The 15,878-nt window shown below is 67.5% G+C and carries 16 protein-coding genes; 3 read left to right on the top strand and 13 right to left on the bottom strand.

The genetic code is table 11. From position 1 onward, the window contains the following. Positions 1-315: 315 nt before the first annotated feature. Positions 316-2,484, bottom strand: a complete 2,169-nt coding sequence (locus tag AC3XQU_RS10920; protein WP_489874176.1) for an O-linked N-acetylglucosamine transferase, SPINDLY family protein — start codon at positions 2,482-2,484, stop codon at positions 316-318. Between the two features lie 168 nt (positions 2,485-2,652). Beyond that, positions 2,653-3,408: an SDR family NAD(P)-dependent oxidoreductase gene (locus AC3XQU_RS10915; protein WP_489874175.1), complete on the bottom strand. Its 756-nt coding sequence runs from the start codon at positions 3,406-3,408 to the stop codon at positions 2,653-2,655. Positions 3,409-3,560: 152 nt separating this feature from the next. Here AC3XQU_RS10915 and AC3XQU_RS10910 point away from each other — a divergent pair, with 152 nt between their 5' ends. Further along, positions 3,561-4,448 carry a LysR family transcriptional regulator gene (locus AC3XQU_RS10910; RefSeq protein ID WP_489874174.1) on the top strand — a complete coding sequence of 296 codons (888 nt, stop codon included), beginning with the start codon at positions 3,561-3,563 and terminating at the stop codon, positions 4,446-4,448. A gap of 13 nt (positions 4,449-4,461) precedes the next feature. Here AC3XQU_RS10910 and AC3XQU_RS10905 read toward each other — a convergent pair whose 3' ends face one another. The 10 genes from AC3XQU_RS10905 to AC3XQU_RS10860 all read right to left on the bottom strand — a co-directional run bounded on the left by AC3XQU_RS10905 (position 4,462) and on the right by AC3XQU_RS10860 (position 14,348). Continuing rightward, entirely contained in the window at positions 4,462-4,905 is a 444-nt protein-coding gene (locus tag AC3XQU_RS10905) for a hypothetical protein (RefSeq protein ID WP_489874173.1), read from the bottom strand. A 137-nt stretch (positions 4,906-5,042) separates the two neighbouring features. Continuing rightward, entirely contained in the window at positions 5,043-5,927 is an 885-nt protein-coding gene (locus tag AC3XQU_RS10900) for a LysR family transcriptional regulator (RefSeq protein ID WP_489874172.1), read from the bottom strand. A 73-nt stretch (positions 5,928-6,000) separates the two neighbouring features. Beyond that, positions 6,001-6,921 (bottom strand): LysR family transcriptional regulator, encoded by a 921-nt coding sequence (locus AC3XQU_RS10895; RefSeq protein WP_489874171.1) that lies wholly within the window; start codon positions 6,919-6,921, stop codon positions 6,001-6,003. A gap of 146 nt (positions 6,922-7,067) precedes the next feature. Beyond that, a complete protein-coding gene (locus tag AC3XQU_RS10890; RefSeq protein ID WP_489874170.1) occupies positions 7,068-8,069 on the bottom strand; it encodes an alpha/beta fold hydrolase in 1,002 nt (333 codons plus the stop codon). Positions 8,070-8,284: 215 nt separating this feature from the next. Further along, positions 8,285-9,514, bottom strand: coding sequence for an EAL domain-containing protein (locus AC3XQU_RS10885; RefSeq protein ID WP_489874169.1), 1,230 nt, complete (start codon positions 9,512-9,514; stop codon positions 8,285-8,287). 55 nt (positions 9,515-9,569) lie between these two features. Beyond that, complete coding sequence (locus AC3XQU_RS10880) at positions 9,570-9,827, bottom strand: hypothetical protein (RefSeq protein ID WP_489874168.1); 258 nt, start codon at positions 9,825-9,827, stop codon at positions 9,570-9,572. Between the two features lie 237 nt (positions 9,828-10,064). Next, positions 10,065-11,006 carry a pyridoxamine 5'-phosphate oxidase family protein gene (locus tag AC3XQU_RS10875; protein ID WP_489874167.1) on the bottom strand — a complete coding sequence of 314 codons (942 nt, stop codon included), beginning with the start codon at positions 11,004-11,006 and terminating at the stop codon, positions 10,065-10,067. Positions 11,007-11,105: 99 nt separating this feature from the next. Beyond that, positions 11,106-13,181: a pyridoxamine 5'-phosphate oxidase family protein gene (locus tag AC3XQU_RS10870; RefSeq protein WP_489874166.1), complete on the bottom strand. Its 2,076-nt coding sequence runs from the start codon at positions 13,179-13,181 to the stop codon at positions 11,106-11,108. A gap of 12 nt (positions 13,182-13,193) precedes the next feature. Continuing rightward, on the bottom strand, positions 13,194-13,829 hold the full coding sequence (locus AC3XQU_RS10865) for a glutathione S-transferase family protein (RefSeq protein WP_489874190.1): 636 nt from the start codon (positions 13,827-13,829) through the stop codon (positions 13,194-13,196). Positions 13,830-13,976: 147 nt separating this feature from the next. Next, the gene (locus AC3XQU_RS10860; protein ID WP_489874165.1) at positions 13,977-14,348 is read right to left on the bottom strand and encodes a hypothetical protein; all 372 of its coding nucleotides are present in this window, start codon (positions 14,346-14,348) and stop codon (positions 13,977-13,979) included. A 473-nt stretch (positions 14,349-14,821) separates the two neighbouring features. Between AC3XQU_RS10860 and AC3XQU_RS10855 the strand changes: the two genes are divergently transcribed. Both AC3XQU_RS10855 and AC3XQU_RS10850 read left to right on the top strand, forming a co-directional pair. Then, positions 14,822-15,301, top strand: a complete 480-nt coding sequence (locus tag AC3XQU_RS10855; RefSeq protein ID WP_489874164.1) for a nuclear transport factor 2 family protein — start codon at positions 14,822-14,824, stop codon at positions 15,299-15,301. Continuing rightward, entirely contained in the window at positions 15,298-15,444 is a 147-nt protein-coding gene (locus AC3XQU_RS10850) for a hypothetical protein (RefSeq protein WP_489874163.1), read from the top strand. The genes AC3XQU_RS10855 and AC3XQU_RS10850 overlap by 4 nt, the downstream gene beginning before the upstream one ends. Before the next feature lie 15 nt (positions 15,445-15,459). Here AC3XQU_RS10850 and AC3XQU_RS10845 read toward each other — a convergent pair whose 3' ends face one another. Next, the gene (locus AC3XQU_RS10845; RefSeq protein WP_489874162.1) at positions 15,460-15,696 is read right to left on the bottom strand and encodes a hypothetical protein; all 237 of its coding nucleotides are present in this window, start codon (positions 15,694-15,696) and stop codon (positions 15,460-15,462) included. Between the last annotated feature and the right edge of the window lie 182 nt (positions 15,697-15,878).

Raw genomic sequence — 15,878 nt, 5'->3', positions numbered from 1 at the left:
CCGGTCGACAGGCGGGTCATCGAGGTCGACAGCGAGCTCTGGGTGCGGCTGATCGAGTTTTGTGCGGACAGTGCAGCATTGTTGGTGTGAAGGCTCAGCATGGTGTGTGCTCCTGGTAAGTGAATTCGGTTTCGAGTGCGTCACTCGCTCTCACAAGTACAAGGCGACAGGTTTCACTCCGGCATTAAGTGCTGTACGGAAATTTATTTAAATATTTTTCGTGACCTGTGAAACGATGTCGAACTGTCCATACAGTGCTGGCAGAACGACGACGCCGCCTTGCGGCGGCGTCGAAGCACATCTATATAAAACGACTCAGGCCGGGGCCAGGTCCGACAGGCGCACCCGCAGCGGCGCCGGCGCTTCGCCCGCGCACCAGCGCTTCCACATCAGGCGCAGCCCGAATTCCAGCCCGGCCGCCGTCACGCCCGGGTAGCCCAGCACCGAATTGACGAAGCGCTCGCGCATCCCGGCACGCATCGCGGCCAGGGCCGGGATGTTCTGCGACAGGAACACGCCCAGCCGCACATAGGTGGCGTCGTCATCGGTAATGAAGTCGCGCAGCCCGAGGTGGGAGATGAAGGAGACCGCGGCATGGCTCGGGTTGGTCGCGCCAACCGTGGCCAGCGTCGGCACGCCCATCCACAGGGCGTGGCCGACCGTGGTCGAGCCGCTGTAGGGGAAGGGGCTCAGGCAGACATCGACGTCGTCATGCTGCTTCAGGTAGCCGTGCACGTGGGTGCGCTCGCGCAGCAGCAGGCGCTCGCGTGGAATGCCTTCGTGCGCGAACCAGTCGACCAGCACGTCGTCCACGCCGGACTGCAGGCCGCCCAGCAGCATTTTCGAATCGGGCACCGCATGCAGCAGCTTGGACCACTGGGCGATCACCGCACGGCTGAGTTTGCTCGCGCGGTGGAAGCTCCCAAAGGTCAGGTAGCCGTTGCGCAGCGCCGGCAGCTCGCTCACGGGAGGCGCGCCCGGATCGGGCAGGAAGGGCGCCCCCAGCGGCAGGCGCACGATCTGTTCGGTGAACTGGTTGTCGTAGCGGCCTTCCGGCACCATGAACTGGTCGCACACGACATAGTCCATCGCTTCCATGCCGGTGGTGCCGGCATAGCCGATCCAGCTGGCCTGCACCGGCGCCGGCTTGCGCATGAACAGCGCCAGGCGGTTCAGCGCCGAATGGCCCGACAGGTCGATCAGGATGTCGATGCCGTCGGCGCGGATCAGGGCTTCGGCCGCGGCGTCGTCCAGGTGCTCGATCGGGCGCCATCCCGCCGCGCAGGCGCGCAGGCGCGCCGTCATGGCGTCTTCGATCTTGTTGTTGTAATAGACATGCAGCTCGACCTGCGCGCTGTCCTTGAGCGCGTCGAACACCGGCGCCACGAAATTGGTCACCGCGTGGTCGTACAGGTCGGCCGAGACGATGCCCACCCGCAGGCGGCGCTGCGGATCGCGGTCGTTGGTGTGCGGCTGGCGCAGCGCGCGCAGCGGCGGCTCCCAGCGCTGCCCGAACGCCACGTGTTCGCGCGTGAGTTCGTCCGGATCCATGCAGCAGTGGCTCAGCACGAACAGCGCGACGCTGTGCGCCGCCGCCGAGGGCTCGATCTCGAGCGCGCGCCGCGCCATGCGCAGCGCTTCTTCCCACTCGCCCAGGTTGAAGCAGATGCCGACCAGGCCATTGAGCACCTTGACGTTGTCCGGCGCCAGTTCGAGCGCGCGGCGCAGCACGCCGGCCGCCTGCGCCAGCTTGCCTTGCGAGCGCAGGGTGTTGCCCAGGTCGACCAGCACTTCCGGCCGGCCAGGGGCCAGTTCGAGGGCGCGCTCCAGGCCTGCGACGGCCGCATCGAAGCGCTTGAGCGCGCGGTCGCACTGGGCCAGGTGCAAGGTAGCGGCCAGGTGGCCGGGACGCGCCGCGATCACGCTGCGCAGGTAGCCGGCCGCTTCCGCGTGGCGTCCCTGGTGGAACAGGATGTTGCCCAGGTCGGCGCAGGCATCGACGTGGTCCGGCTCGATAGCCAGCACCCGGCGCAGGCAATCGGCTGCCTCGTCGCTCTGTTTCAGGCTGTGCAGCACCCCGGCCAGCACCAGCAAGGGCGCGCTCTGCTCCGGCGCCAGCTCCACCGCGCGGCGTGCGGCGACTTCGCCTTCGCCGGCCCGGCCCAGGCGTAGCAGGGCAGCGGCCAGGCCCTGGTGCAGGTCGGCCTCGTCCTGGAAGCGCAGCGCGCCGCGGTAGGCCGCCACGGCTTCCTCGTTGCGTCCGAGCTCGAACAGGGCGGCCGCCAGCACCGGCTGCAGGCCGCGCACTTTCGGGTTCAGTTCCAGCGCCCGCCGCAGGCTCGTCACGCCCTCGTCGAGCCGGCGCGCTTTGAGAAACGCCAGGCCAAGCAGGGCATGGGCATTGCCGTCGCGCGGGTTGCGGCGCACGGCGAGGCGGTGCTGGTCGAGCTGGTCGGGAGCGGGAGGGGAGGCGGTCAGGGTCATCGGAGGCTGGAGGCGGTAAGCCGGTTTCTGTGCGGCAATAGCTACGATTGTAATCCGGCAGCGCGCTTGAAGCGACGGGAATGTGGCGGCAAGCGCACAAAAGTTCACCTTCCGTGGCAAAGCGGCTGCGTCGCCACGAAGGGACGCCCCCGCCTTGCTAAAACTGACTCAGATCTGGCGGATGCCGCCGTCGACGAACAGTTCGATGCCGTTGACAAAACTGGCGTCGTCCGATGCCAGGAAGACAGCGGCCTTCGCGATCTCGTCCGGTTCGCCGACGCGGCCCATCGGGATCTGCGAGGCCAGGTGGTCGAGGAAGCCCTGCTGCTGGTCGGGATCGGTACCGACGAGCTCGACCAGGCCCGGCGTCTTGATCGGGCCCGGGCTGAGGGTGTTGACACGGATGCCGCGGCCTTTCAGGTCGAGGATCCAGTTCCGGGCAAAGGCGCGCACCGCGGCCTTGGAGGCGGCGTAGACGCTGAAGGCTTCGGTGCCGCCGCTCGCTGCGGTCGAGCCGGTCATGATCACCGACGCGCCCTGGCCCATCAGGGGCAGGGCGCCCTGCACCGTGAACAGCGTGCCCTTCACGTTGCGCGAGAAGGTGTCGTCGAAGTGTTCTTCGGTGATCTGGCCGAGCGGAAGAAGCGAGCCGCCGCCGGCATTGGCCACCAGGATGTCGAGCTTGCCGTGCTGCTCGTTGATGCGCTCGTACAGCGCCTGCAGCTGGGCGCTATCGGCCGAATCGACGCTCAGGCCCTGGATGGCGCCGCCGATCGAATCGACCGCGGCATCGAGTTCGGCCTGGCGGCGGCCGGTGATGTAAACGGTCGCGCCTTCGGCGACGAAGCGGCGGGCAATGGCCAGGCCGATACCGGTGCTGCCGCCGGTGACGAGTGCGACTTTGTGTGCGAGTTTCTGTGACATGGTTTTCCTTGGCTAAGTGACGCTCCGGTTGGAGCGGTGAGGCTAGTGTGGGGTGGCCACAAGCCAAGCAGAAGACAGGCCGGGCTCATATGATTTATGCTTCAGATGCATAAATCAGGAAAGCCGGGGCTAAATTGGATAAATTATTGTGGATGCACTGCTTCGTTCGCGCGGTCGAAACCGGCAGCTTCTCGGCCGTGGCGCGCGAGCTGCAGATCGGTCAGCCCAACGTCAGCCGCCACATCGCGTCGCTGGAAAAACTGCTCGATACGCGGCTGCTGCACCGTTCGACACGGCAGCTGGCCACCACCCCGGAAGGGCAGAAGTACTACGCGCAGGCGCGCCATGCGCTGGACGTCATCGCGCAGGCCGAGTCCGATGCGCGGGGTGAAAAAAAACCGCATGGCCTGTTGCGGGTGGCATGCCCGGTCAGCGTGGGCACCGAGTTGCTGATGGACGCCATGCCGGAGTTCATGGCGCGTTATCCCGATGTGCAGGTTGAACTGCGCCTGAGCGACGGCTACGTCGACCTGATTGCGGAAGGCGTCGATCTCGCCGTGCGCGGCGGGGCGCTCAAGGACAGCGCGCTGCGCGCGCGCCGGATAGGGACCTCGCAGCGGATCTGTGTTGCCAGCCAGGCCTATCTCGACCGGCACGGCGTGCCGGCCACGCCTGCCGACCTGCTGCAGCACGAGTGCCTGATCTACACCCTGATGGGCAGCGGAAGCGGGAGCTGGCCGTTCAGCACCGGAGAAGTGCATGTAGTTGGCCGCCTGCGCCTGAACAGCCTGGACGCGATCCGCCGCGCGGTCCTGGGCGGCATGGGTATCGGCTACCTGCCTTCATGGATGCTGGCCGCTCAACTCGGGCGTGGCGAACTGAGGCCTGTGCTGGCCGATTACGCCGGCCCGCCGACTCCCTTGAATGCGCTGTATTCGGCCGAGCGGCTGTTGCCCCAGCGCGCCTCGGTGTTCATCGAATTCATCGGCGGCGTGTTCGGACGCGTCCCGGGACTGAATGGCGTGTCCCTGGTTCGCTAGGCCCGCTCCCCTGTTACGGAAGGTACTGCCTGACTTCAGTCGGCAGCTGGTAGGGCGCGCAATAGTGGTAGGTCCTGGCCGCGCCCCTGACGGTCTGGGTAAACGTCAGGGCGTCGCGCACCACGATCTGCTGGCGCTGCACGATCCTGCGTCCCGGTTCGGCCCGGGTGTCGGTGCAGCTCTGGTCCACCGTGTAGCGGTTGCCCTGGCGTGCCCGGACCCGGGTCTTGCAGGATGCGTCGTGGATGGTGTTGATGCCGCGGCCGTCGTACAGCCGGATCGCGGCATTGGCCGGCGCTTCGCAGCTGGCTCCGCGCGCGAGGTAGATGCCGGGCTTGAGCCGGTAGACGCCGCCCGGCTTGGCGGAGGTGTCGACGCTGGCCTGCACCGCCGCGCTGCAGCCCAGCGCCGCCAGCAGCAGGGTTGCGCCCGCGGTCCATCGTTGGTGCATGTTCATGTGATCCTTTTGCTTGTGCTTGGTAGGGCGCGATTCTAGCCGCTCCCGCGCACACTGGCATTCCGGTACAAAAGCACGACAACGCGTTACATCCGGTCCGTGCCGGCCATGCTTGCGCCGGCAGGTCCGGGACGATCCTAGGCTTGCAAATGGGGATGCCCGCGCAAGTGCTCGACGATGCTGTCGATGAAACGGCGGATTTTCAGCGAACCGTATTTGCCCTCGCGGTGGACGACCTGCACCGGCCACGGCGCCTCCTCGAAATCCTCGAGCAGCAGGCGCAGCTGGCCGGCCTGCACCGCCTCGGCCACCTGGTAGGAGAACAGGCGGGTGATGCCTACCCCGGAAATGGCCGCCGACAGCGCCGCATCGTTGCTGGTGACGGTCAGGCGCGGCTTCATCCGCACGGTGAAGGGCTCCGGGTCGCGCCCGAAGCGCCATTCGACGCGCGGCGACACGGCGCTCGACGAGATGACGGTGTGCTGCAGCAGGTCGGACGGATGGGCGGGAACGCCTGCCGCCTCGAGATAGCCGGGCGCGGCGCACAGCACGCGCCGGACCTGGCCGACGCGGGTGGCGCGCAAGGCCGAATCGGGAAGGTGGCCGATCCGGATGGCGACGTCGATGCCCTCTTCCACGACGTTGACAACGCGGTCCAGGAACTGTGCCGTCACCTCGACCTGGGGATATTGGCGCATGTAGTCGACGACACAGGGCAGCACCATCAGCCGGCCGAACAGGATCGGCGCCGTGATCGTCAGCGCGCCTTGCGGCTGGCTATTGGTTCCCGACACGGCTTCGTTGGCCTCCGCGATGCTGGCCAGGATGGCGCGCGCCGAATCGAAGTACTGGCGTCCGGCGTCGGTCATGCGCACATTGCGGGTCGTGCGCAGCAGCAATCGCACGCCCAGCTGCTCTTCGAGGGCGACGATCGCGCGCGTGACCGCCGCCGGCGACACGTCGAGCTTGCGCGAGGCGGAAGCGAAGCCGCTTTCTTCGCCTACTGTCACGAACACTTGCATGAGGTGGATCTGGTCGATGACTGCTCTCCTGGCGAGAAAAAAATGAAAAGGCGGGTCGATCCTTGCTGACGCATTATTTCGCAAAATCTTGCCGAGGACAATCGAAGAGCCGGCGAAAGCGCTCGCGCCCCATGTCCGCCAGCGCCCGCAATCCCGGCGGCACATGACGGTGCCCCGGATAGTACAGGCACAGTCCCTCGACCGTGGGCGTGGCGTGCTCCAGCACCTGCACCAGGCGGCCGCCGGCCAGATCCTCCTCGACATGCCACTGCGCCAGGTAGGCCAGGCCCAGTCCGCCGCGCGCCGCTTCCCGGATCAAGGCCGGATTGTCGAAGGTCAGCATGCCCTGCACGTCGAGGTCCAGGGGCAGGCCGTCGACCATGAACTCCCAGCGGTAGTTGGCGCCGCTGGGCATGCGCATGCGGATACAGGGTCTGGAAAGCAGGTCGGCCGGCGTTGCCGGTGCGCCGAACTGCGCGACGACAGCCGGCGTACCGACGACCACGTAGCGCAGCGCCGGTTCGATCTGGACCGAAATCATATCTTGCGGAACGCTCTGGGCAAGCCGGATGCCGGCATCGAAGCCGCCGGCGACGATATCGATCAGGCGGCCTTCGGTAACGATGTCGAGATGCACCGCGGGGCAGCTGGCGGCGAAATCCATGAACAGGGGCATGCAGCGCAGGGCGGCGGCGGAAGAGGTATTGATGCGCAGGTCGCCGGAAGGCTTGCCGCCGCTGCTGCCGGCCGTCTCCATCGCACGCCGGATGTCGAGCAGCGCCGGCGCGATGCCGGCGACGAACTCGGCGCCGGCGGCGGTGACGGCGACGCTGCGCGTGGTCCGGTTGAACAGGCGCACGCCGAGCCGCCGCTCCAGCCCTGCCACGGTATGGCTGACGGCGGAGGTCGAAATGCCCAGGGCAGTGGCCGCGGCGCGAAAGCTGCGCACGCGCGCAACGGTCAGGACCGCTTCCAGTTCGGCCAGGGTGGTCATGGCGCGGTGGCTGCCGGTTGAGGATGATTGTTGCGCATTGCGGTCATGGTTCGGTCGCTTGGAAAAGGTCCCGCATTATCCGGCTTTCGTGGCGCCGCCGGCAAAACCTGGCGTCTTGCCGGCGGCGGGTGCTGCCTGGCGCGCGATCACTTTACTTTGATTGCCTTGGCCAGGAAGGGGCGCATCAGGGCGCCGATGGTGGCGCTGTGTTCCTCGAGTGCGAAGTGACCCGTATCGAGCAGGTGCAACTGCGCTTTCGGCAGGTCGCGCAGGTAGGGATGGGCGCCGGCGGGCGGGAAGATCTTGTCGTTCTTGCCCCAGACGATCAGCATCGGCGGCTGGTGCTTGCGGAAGTAGGACTGCCATTGGGCGTAGTGGCCCGGATTGCTGCCGTAGCTGTAGAACAGCTCGAGCTGGATGTCCTTGTTGCCGGGGCGGTCCATGTAGGCCTGGTCCACGGTCCAGGCGTCGGGGCTGATGCGGCTGAGGTCGCGCACGCCTTCCGTGTATTGCCATTTGGTGGCGCCCGGTTCGAACAGGGGCCGCAGTTTCGCGCCATTGGCGTCGGACTTGTCGGCCCAGTATGCCTTCAGCGGCTTCCAGAAATCGTTGTCGATCCCTTCGTCGTAGGCATTGCCGTTCTGTACGACGATGGCGGTGATCCGCTCCGGATGGGCGGCCGCGATACGGAAGCCGATCGGCGCGCCATAGTCCTGCACGTACATGGCGTATTTCGTCACGCCCACCGCTTCGGTGAACTTGTCGACCACCTTGGCCAGGTTATCGAAGCTGTAGGTGAATTCGGTCATGGCCGGCATGTCGCTCTGGCCGTAGCCCGGGTAGTCGGGGGCGATCACGTGATAGCGGTCGGCCAGCAAGGGGATCAGGTTGCGGAACATCTGCGACGAGGTCGGGAAACCATGCAGCAGCAGGATGGTCGGCGCGTCCTTGGGCCCGGCTTCGCGGTAGAAGATGTTAATGCCGTCGACCTTGACGCTGCGGTAGCTGACGGCGGCCGTGCTGGCCACGTTGGCGGCGGATTTGCCGGCAGCCGGCGCGGGATCCGGTGCAGCGTGCACGGCGTGGGAAGCGAAGGCAAGCGTCATGGCTGCCGCGAAAGGTGCAAGGGTAGGGAAGATGCGCATCATGGTTCTCCTGGTCTGATCGTGTGGATGGGTTCTCGTCATGCCTGGCGGCCTGTGGGGCAGCGCCGGCAATCCTGCCCGGGCTCACGCATCGTTGGCGGGAACCGTGCAGCAGATGAATCCATTCTAGGGAGAGCGGCGCCGGAGAAAAACGGTGGAGAGCTCAATGCAGTATTTCGCTCGCCGCACCCTATCCCCGCGCGGGCGCGGCCGCGGCGTCAGTGGATGCTGCGGCCCGGCCCCGGGCTGCCCGGCGCGCCGGACGCGCACTGCGGCGGGGCGCTGGTGTACAGCGACTGCAGGCCGGCGTCCTCGAGATCTTCGAGCAGCCGGATCAGGATGGTGGATACCTGTTTCAGGTCGTACAGCAGGGGAACGATGTCGTTCAGGCCGGCGCCTGAGCGGATGGCCCCGACGATCTGTCCCCCGACGTCGTGCAGGCGCCGGTGCGGCGCATCGATGGCCTGGTACATGGGGGTATCGGTGAAATAACGGCCGTCGCCGATATACCATTTTCCCAGCGCGCACTTGGTCAGGCACAGCGCCGGATAACCATCGAGCTGGCGCACCGGCGAATCGGCCGGCAGGGCGCTGCGCTGGATGGCGTAGCTGCTCATCTGACGCCGCCATTGCACGTGGTCGATGATGGCCATGTGGACCAGCCCGATCGGCATGCCGCGGCATGCGCCGATGTTATGCCGGAAGGTCTCGAATTCGGCCAGCGGCAAGGCCGGGCTGACCAGGTAGCCCTGGGCGATCTGGCAGCCGGCCTCGACCAGGAAATCGTGCTGGGCGGAGGCCTCCACGCCCTCGGCGACCACGTGCAGGCCGAGCTCGTGCCCGAGGCGGATCGAGGAGCGCACGATGGTGGCATTTTTTGGGGAATCGAGCATGCGGCCGACAATGCCCTGGTCCAGCTTGATGCTGGTAAAGGGCCATTGGCTCAGCGTATCCATGGTGGAGTAACCGATGCCGTAATCGTCCATCGCCAGGCCTACGCCGGCTTCGGCCAGGGCCTCGACGTTGCGCAGCATGTTGCGTCCGGCCTGCATGGCCTGGGTTTCGGTGATCTCGAGTTCCAGCGAGCCCGGCGGCAGCACGCCTGCCGCGGCGTGGCCGAGGATGCGCGTGGTCAGGACATCGTCTTCCAGGTCGCTTGCGGTGACGTTGAACGAGGTGCACAGGTCGCTGCTGATGCCGCCGGTGCTGATGTCCTCGATCAGTTTGGGCAGGAGCATGAGGGTCAGGCTGTTGATCAGTCCGGAGCGCTCGGCGATCGGGATGAAGGCGCCGGGCGGCAGCAACACCCCGTCGGGGCGCTGCCAGCGCACCAGCGCCTCGGCGCCGACGATGCGGTTGCTGATCAGGGAAGCTTTGGGCTGGTAGTGAAGGACGAATTCGCTGTCGCGCAAACCCTGTATGAACTCGGTCGTGGTGACTGTCGCCATGGCTGACCCCGCTGCGGTAAGGATAACTTCGTTATCCCCCGATCTGCCCCGGTCGTCAAGCGCTTCCGCACGCCGGCGCCGCAGTGCGCTGCCGGCCGCGTCCGTCACCCTGGCAGAAGGGCTTGGCCTGGGTCGCGACGCGCGGCAGCAACACGGCCAGGCGCCATGCCAGCGCCGATGCCAGGCCGAGCAGCGCCACGCCCGCCCCCGGCGGCAGGGACAGGACGACAAGCGAGCTGAGCAGAGCACGCAGCAGGCCCAAGGGGGGGCCGGGCGGCGTGTGGGGTGCAGGCTGGTTCGGTTGGTCAGGCATGGCGCTCTCCGATGGTCGGGCAAGGCGGTTGGACGGCGGCCGCCTGCATCCTGTGCGCTTGGCCTGGTGTTCCGCGCCGCTTCGGCAGCGCGTGAAACCATTCTAGGGACCCCTTCCGCATCCAGAAACGGTGTGCGAGGAAATGGATTGTTTCGGCAACTGGAATGGCGCCGCGGCTTGCAGCGCAAGGCAGGCGTCCGCGCCGGTGCAGGCCTGGACGGGTCCCCCTGGTAGTGGTCAGGCGGCCCCGGAAACCTGCGGGCCGGGCGGATTGAAAGGCGATGCGTCCAGGTACTCCCACTCCAGACGCTCGGCAAGCTGACGCAGGATCCAGTGCTCGACCTCGATCTCGAGGAAGCGTCCGGTGCCGCCGGTGAGCCCGCCCGGGTCGTCCTGGTCCCACAGCAGGCGTGCGCGCCCGGTCAGCTGGAGCAGCCGGCCGCCTTCGAAGTCGGGCACCGACAAGCCCAGGCGCGCGTCGAGCGCCAGGTTGCCCAGGGTATTGAAGATGCTGTTGCCGTGGTAGTCGGGCAGGCGGATCGACTGGTGGCCGGTGACCTGCACGAAGCCGGGCGGCCCGCCGCGGTGCGAGGCGTCGGCGCCGGTTCCGGCGTGGGCGCTGGCCACGAACACCGTGTCGGCAGCGCGCAGCAATGCCGCGACGCTGCCGCCGATACCGCTGCCGGTGGCCACGCCGTCGGCCCCGCCCTCGGCGCGCATGGCGCGCAGCTGGCGCCGCTGGATGAATTTCGGGCAGTTCGGATAGGCTTCCCGCACGGCGATCACCAGGCCGGCGTCGTCCTTGCGCACGACCACGCCGTTGATGCGGTAGCGGCGGCGGCTGCCCAGTTCGATGAACAGCATGCCCACGGCAGGATTGGCGTCGAGATTGCGCCACAGCGGATCGGCCTCGGCACGGCGCCCGGCCGGGACCTCGAGTGCGATGTGGGCGTCGTCCGGCGCATGCACGAACCCGGGCGCGCCGTAGACGACCGAGGACCAGGCGCGGCCCTTGGCGTCGCTGCTGGCCAGCACGAGCATGAACTGCTTCTGGATGAAAGGGCGTGCCCCGCCCAGGATGGTGGCGGCGATCACGGTGGCGTTGCGGTCGGCAACGGCCGCTTCGCCGGCGCGCAGCTGGACGGCGCGCTCGCCGGGATGGAAGGAAAATGCAGTCATGATGGGGTCCTTGCTGTAGGAGGGAATCGTGACGGCATTGTCGGTAATTGTCTGGAAGAGCGGAATGCGTGCCCGGCGCAATGGATTGTTTCGCTCCGCTCAGGCGTCGAGCACCACGGGCCGTGCGTCGGCCGACTGCGCCGGGACGCTCATGCACGGCAGGATCTGGCCGGGCGGGCAGGACGCGCCCGGCATCCCGAGGTAGGCCGTCTGGCCCGCCAGCAAGGTGGTGGCGCAGGTGCCGCAATTGCCGCTGCGGCAGCCCGACAGCGGCGCCAGGCCTTCGGATTCGGCCAGTTCCAGCAGCGTGCCCATCGCGGGTGTCCAGGTCGCCGTGCGCCCGGAACGCTGGAACACGACCGGCACCGGCTGCAGGCTGGCCGCTTCGACCGGCGCCGAAGGCGCCGGGGACGCGAGCGCATCGGGCATGCGCCGCACCGGCTCGGCGCCGCCGAAATCTTCCAGGTGGATCTGCGCATCCGGTACGCGCAGGGCGCGCAGGCCGTCGTACAGGTCTTGCAGGAAGCCCTGCGGCCCGCACAGGTAGAAATCGTAGTCGTCGAAGGGCAGCAGGGTTTTCAGCAGGCCGATGCTCACGCGTCCGACATGGCGTTTCAGGCTGTCCGGCGGCGCTGCGCCGTCTGGCTGGCTGTGCACGAGGTGCACCGACAGGTTCTTGTGGTGGCGCTGCTTGGTGGCGAGGAAGGCGCTGAACGCCTGTTCGGCTTCGTTGCGCGCGCCGTGGATGACATGGATCGGATACGGAAAACGCGAGCGTTCGTTGTTCACCAGCAGCCCGTCGAGCATGGCCACCATCGGCGTAATGCCGACGCCGGCCGACAGCATCACCGCGGGCCGGGCGCGGCTGCGGTCGAAGGTGAAGCTGCCGCGCGGCCCGAGCGCCTCGACGATGGCGCCGACGCCGTGCTCGTGCAGCCAGCGCGACGCCGCGCCTTGCAGCTTGACCGAAATGCGCAGCTGGCGCCCGTTGGGCGCCGCCGACAGGGTATAGGTGCGGCGCAGCACGCCGCCAGGAGTCGGCAGGGCCAGCGGCAGGAACTGTCCGGGCTGGTAAGTCGGCAGGCCCTGGCCGTCGGCCGGCTCGAGCAGGAAGCTGCGGATGCCGGCGCTCTCGTCGCGGCTCTCCACGATGCGGTAGGGGCGCCAGGCGGCGGCCAGCCGCTCGGCCGCCAGGGCCGCGTCGGTCTGGGCCCAGGTGCCGGTGCCCTCGAGCAGCGGCCAGTAGCTGGGATCGGACCAGCGCAGCGGCAGCGAATTGACCAGGCGCCGCACGTGCTCCACCTTCAGCCGCAGCAGCCGTTCGGCGCCGACGAAGGCTGTCAGTTGCGGGCCGTCCCACACCACGCTGGCGCGGCAGGACAACTGCAGCAGTTCGCCCGAAGCGAAGTCGATGAACAGCAAGCCTGCGCGCGGGTCCAGGTGCAGGTTGCCGAGGGTCTGGTAGAAGGAATTGCCGGTGAAGTCGGGAATGACCAGGGTATCGCCGTCTTCGATGCGCACGAAGCCGGGACGTCCGCCCCGGTGCGAGACGTCGGCGCCGGCATGCGGCGAATCCGGCGTGTCGAGCGCCGCGTTACTGGCGATGAACAGGGTGTCCGCCGCTTCGACCAGGGCGCGGTCGGCTGCGTTCAACTGCCCGCTATCCTCGACCCGCAAGGGACCGAGATCGTCGACGAAGAGCGCGTGGCGGCCCTGGATGTATTGCGGGCAGTTGCCGAAACTTTGGGTCACGCCCAGCGTGAAGCCGGCCGCGTCGACTGCCGTTACGGCGCCATTGAGCCGGTTGCGCCGCCGCGTGGGCGGTTCCAGCCCCAGCATGCCCAGGCGCGCCCCGGCGCGCAGGTTGGCGCCCAGCACGTCGCCCGGCAGCGCCCGGGCATCGACGCGCAGGGTTTTCGGGTCGGGCGAATGCATGAAGCCGGGCTGGCCCACCAGCACCGAGGCCCAGGGCTGGCCGCCGGCATCCACGCTGCCCACCAGCATGAAGGGCAGCTGCGCAAAGAACTCCCGGTGCTGGTCCGGCATGTGGTCGCGGATGCCGCGCCGGCCGGTGACCGCCGATTGGGCCAGGGTGCCGGCCCGTTGCTGGATCGCCAGTTCGCCCGCGTGGAAAGGGGAATCTGGGCGCTGCCGCTCAGGGGGCATGGTGGCCATGGCCGCTCCCGTTCAGGCAGCCGGGGTGCTGCGCTGCATCGGCACGAACCCGGGCAGGGCCTCGATCCGGGCCAGCCAGGCGCGCAGGGCCGGGTAGGGCGCCAGGTCGATGCCGCCTTCCGGCGCATGGGCGATATAGCTGTAGGCGGCGACGTCGGCGACGCTGGCCTCGTTGCCGATGGCATAGGGGCTGTCGGCGAAGGACTTGTCGAGGACTGCGAACAGCTTGTGGGCGATGCCCTGGGCGCGCGCCAGGTCGAGCGGCGCGCCGAACAGGCGCACCAGCCGTGCGGCGCACGGGCCGTTGAAGATCGGGCCGGCGGCCAGCGAAAACCACTGCTGGATCGCCACTTGCGCCGCGACCGGGGACGGCATCCAGCGCTCGCCGCCATAGGTGCGTGCCAGGTAGACCAGGATAGCATTGGAGTCGTACACGACGGTGCCGTTGTCGTCGATGACCGGGACCTGCCCGAACGGATGCAGCGCCAGGTACGCCTCGCTCTTGTTCTGGCCATTGCGCAGGTCGACGTCGATCAGTTCGAAGGGCAGCTCCAGCAGCGACAGGAATAGCTGCACCCTGTGTGCGTGGCCGGAGAGCTTGCTGCGAAACAGGCGGATCGGGGTGCTTGGTGCGGTCGTCATGGCGATTCTCCAGGTAATGGGGCTGTGCCCGGGGCCGGCCGGTTCGGCGGGACAGGCGTCCATTGTCGTGGAGCGCAGCGGGTCTGGAAACGCCGCACGCTGCAATGCTTCGTTTCGCCGGGCGCAAGAATGGCTGAGCGGCAGATCGGCCCGCTATTCGCTCAGGTCGTACGGCGGCTTGTACGGGTTGTCGCCGGCCTCCTCGGCCGGCGTGAGCGCGTCGACCGCCAGCGCCTCGTCGAGGGTGGCCATTTGCAGCTTCGCGACTTGCGTGCGTTTTTCCAGCTGGGTAATGAGCATGATTTGCCTGCGGACCGTCTCGACCATCTCTTCGACGGCGGTGATCTGGCGCCGGATCGCCATGCGTTCGGCGATACCGCTGGCGTTCTCCAGCTGTTCGTAAAGCGAGCGCAGCTGTTTCCTGAGTTGCTGCAGCGTCTTGTACAGGTTCTCGAGCTTCGAGGCCGAATCGGCAGGCTTCGCGTTCGGCAGGGGAGTAGGAAAATGGCGGTTGATCGCTGTCATAGCGTGGCGGGCGCGTCCGGTGGTGGCGAAATGGTGGTCCGACGCCTTGCATGGCTCTTCGGCATGCGAGCCGGCCGGTCTGCCAAAGGGTTCGACAAGACGGGCGCGGCACGTCGGCTTGCACCGATTGTAGCGAGTCAGGGAAGCTCAAACGTCTAAAAATTGTCGCTTGGAAATAAATCTGGCTGCGTCGCCTGGATGTACTGGCTGGCGCACCTGCCATTGCGCCTTCCGAAATAATCCATTTCTCCTCGCCCCGTTTCTTCGAATAGGTTTGCCAACCAGAATGGTCTGCACGCCGTCACGACGGCTACCCAACCGATCGCAGCACTCTCCAGGAGCATGTCATGAAAGCAGCCACCCTCGTCGATGTCAATCCGGAACCCGGCGGCGCAGCAGCCAGCGGCCGCCTGCACCAGGCAGTAGCCGATACGCTTGCCCGCGCCATCGTCGGCTCGTGAGCGCAGACCATCATGGACACCACCAACGAACGCCGGCTTCCGCTACCGCCCTTCACCCGCGACAGCGCCATCGAAAAGATCCGCCTGGCCGAAGACGGCTGGAACAGCCGCGATCCGGCCCGGGTCGCGTTGGCCTACAGTCTCGACACCCGCTGGCGCAACCGCGCCGAATTCGCGCAGGGACGGGATCAGGCGCAAGCCTTCCTGGAACGGAAATGGCGCCGCGAGCTGGAGTACCGGCTGATCAAGGAGCTGTGGGCCTTCACGGACAACCGGATCGCCGTGCGCTACGCCTACGAATGGCGCGACGACTCGGGCAACTGGTTCCGTTCCTACGGCAACGAGAATTGGGAATTCGGTCCGGACGGGCTGATGGTCAATCGCTACGCCTGCATCAACGACCTGCCCATTGCCGAATCGGAGCGCAAGTTCCGCTGGCCCCTGGGACGGCGTCCGGACGGGCATCCCGGGCTGAGCGAGCTCGGATTATGAAACCCACGTGGAGCGGCGTGATGGCATGGCTGATGCAGCTGCCGCGGCGCCGCCGTCCCGCGCAAGGCGGCGGGCAAGGACGCCAGGGCGGCGGTGAATGGCGCGCCGACCTCGGGCAGTGGTGGGCCCTGCCATGGCAATGAGCAGCCGGCCGCGCGTCAGCGGAAGGGCTGCCCGTCCAGTGCCAGTATGCGGTCGAGGCGGATGGTCGGTCCATCGCGCAGGCGCAGGTATTCCGCGCCCGCCTCGGTATAGACGTCCGCGATAACGCCCTTCAGGACGAGCGGCGCCCCATCGGGCGCCGCCACCTCGAGCAAGCAGGTCGTGCGCAGGGTGGCGCGGGCGAGCAACTCGTCGTGGCGCGAACAGTCGATCGGTGTGTAGGCTTGATCCATCGAACGGAACCTCCGAAATGGCCTGCCGGACGGCCTGCCTGATGATACGCCAGCCAATGGGCGTTGCACGCGTTGGCGCGGCCGTGTCGCAAGCCGGCGTCCGCCGTCCTTCACACCTGACGCGCACCGTGCCGCCCGGCACCACGCAATCGGGGAGGACCGGCCTTGCGGAACCGGGCACG

Source organism: Telluria sp. AZSoR62 (genome assembly GCF_058111565.1).
Note: the sequence above shows the minus strand (reverse complement) of the source record. Positions and strands in the feature narration are given on the sequence as shown.

Excerpts from the sequence above, each read along its gene's own strand:
- AC3XQU_RS10920 (WP_489874176.1), bottom strand. The coding sequence starts at position 2,484 with ATGACCCTGACCGCCTCCCCTCCCGCTCCCGACCAGCTCGACCAGCAC.
- AC3XQU_RS10915 (WP_489874175.1), bottom strand. The coding sequence starts at position 3,408 with ATGTCACAGAAACTCGCACACAAAGTCGCACTCGTCACCGGCGGCAGC.
- AC3XQU_RS10885 (WP_489874169.1), bottom strand. The coding sequence starts at position 9,514 with ATGGCGACAGTCACCACGACCGAGTTCATACAGGGTTTGCGCGACAGC.
- AC3XQU_RS10900 (WP_489874172.1), bottom strand. The coding sequence starts at position 5,927 with ATGCAAGTGTTCGTGACAGTAGGCGAAGAAAGCGGCTTCGCTTCCGCC.
- AC3XQU_RS10895 (WP_489874171.1), bottom strand. The coding sequence starts at position 6,921 with ATGACCACCCTGGCCGAACTGGAAGCGGTCCTGACCGTTGCGCGCGTG.
- AC3XQU_RS10850 (WP_489874163.1), top strand. The coding sequence starts at position 15,298 with ATGAAACCCACGTGGAGCGGCGTGATGGCATGGCTGATGCAGCTGCCG.
- AC3XQU_RS10890 (WP_489874170.1), bottom strand. The coding sequence starts at position 8,069 with ATGATGCGCATCTTCCCTACCCTTGCACCTTTCGCGGCAGCCATGACG.
- AC3XQU_RS10845 (WP_489874162.1), bottom strand. The coding sequence starts at position 15,696 with ATGGATCAAGCCTACACACCGATCGACTGTTCGCGCCACGACGAGTTG.
- AC3XQU_RS10880 (WP_489874168.1), bottom strand. The coding sequence starts at position 9,827 with ATGCCTGACCAACCGAACCAGCCTGCACCCCACACGCCGCCCGGCCCC.
- AC3XQU_RS10905 (WP_489874173.1), bottom strand. The coding sequence starts at position 4,905 with ATGAACATGCACCAACGATGGACCGCGGGCGCAACCCTGCTGCTGGCG.
- AC3XQU_RS10875 (WP_489874167.1), bottom strand. The coding sequence starts at position 11,006 with ATGACTGCATTTTCCTTCCATCCCGGCGAGCGCGCCGTCCAGCTGCGC.
- AC3XQU_RS10870 (WP_489874166.1), bottom strand. The coding sequence starts at position 13,181 with ATGGCCACCATGCCCCCTGAGCGGCAGCGCCCAGATTCCCCTTTCCAC.
- AC3XQU_RS10910 (WP_489874174.1), top strand. The coding sequence starts at position 3,561 with ATGCACTGCTTCGTTCGCGCGGTCGAAACCGGCAGCTTCTCGGCCGTG.
- AC3XQU_RS10855 (WP_489874164.1), top strand. The coding sequence starts at position 14,822 with ATGGACACCACCAACGAACGCCGGCTTCCGCTACCGCCCTTCACCCGC.
- AC3XQU_RS10860 (WP_489874165.1), bottom strand. The coding sequence starts at position 14,348 with ATGACAGCGATCAACCGCCATTTTCCTACTCCCCTGCCGAACGCGAAG.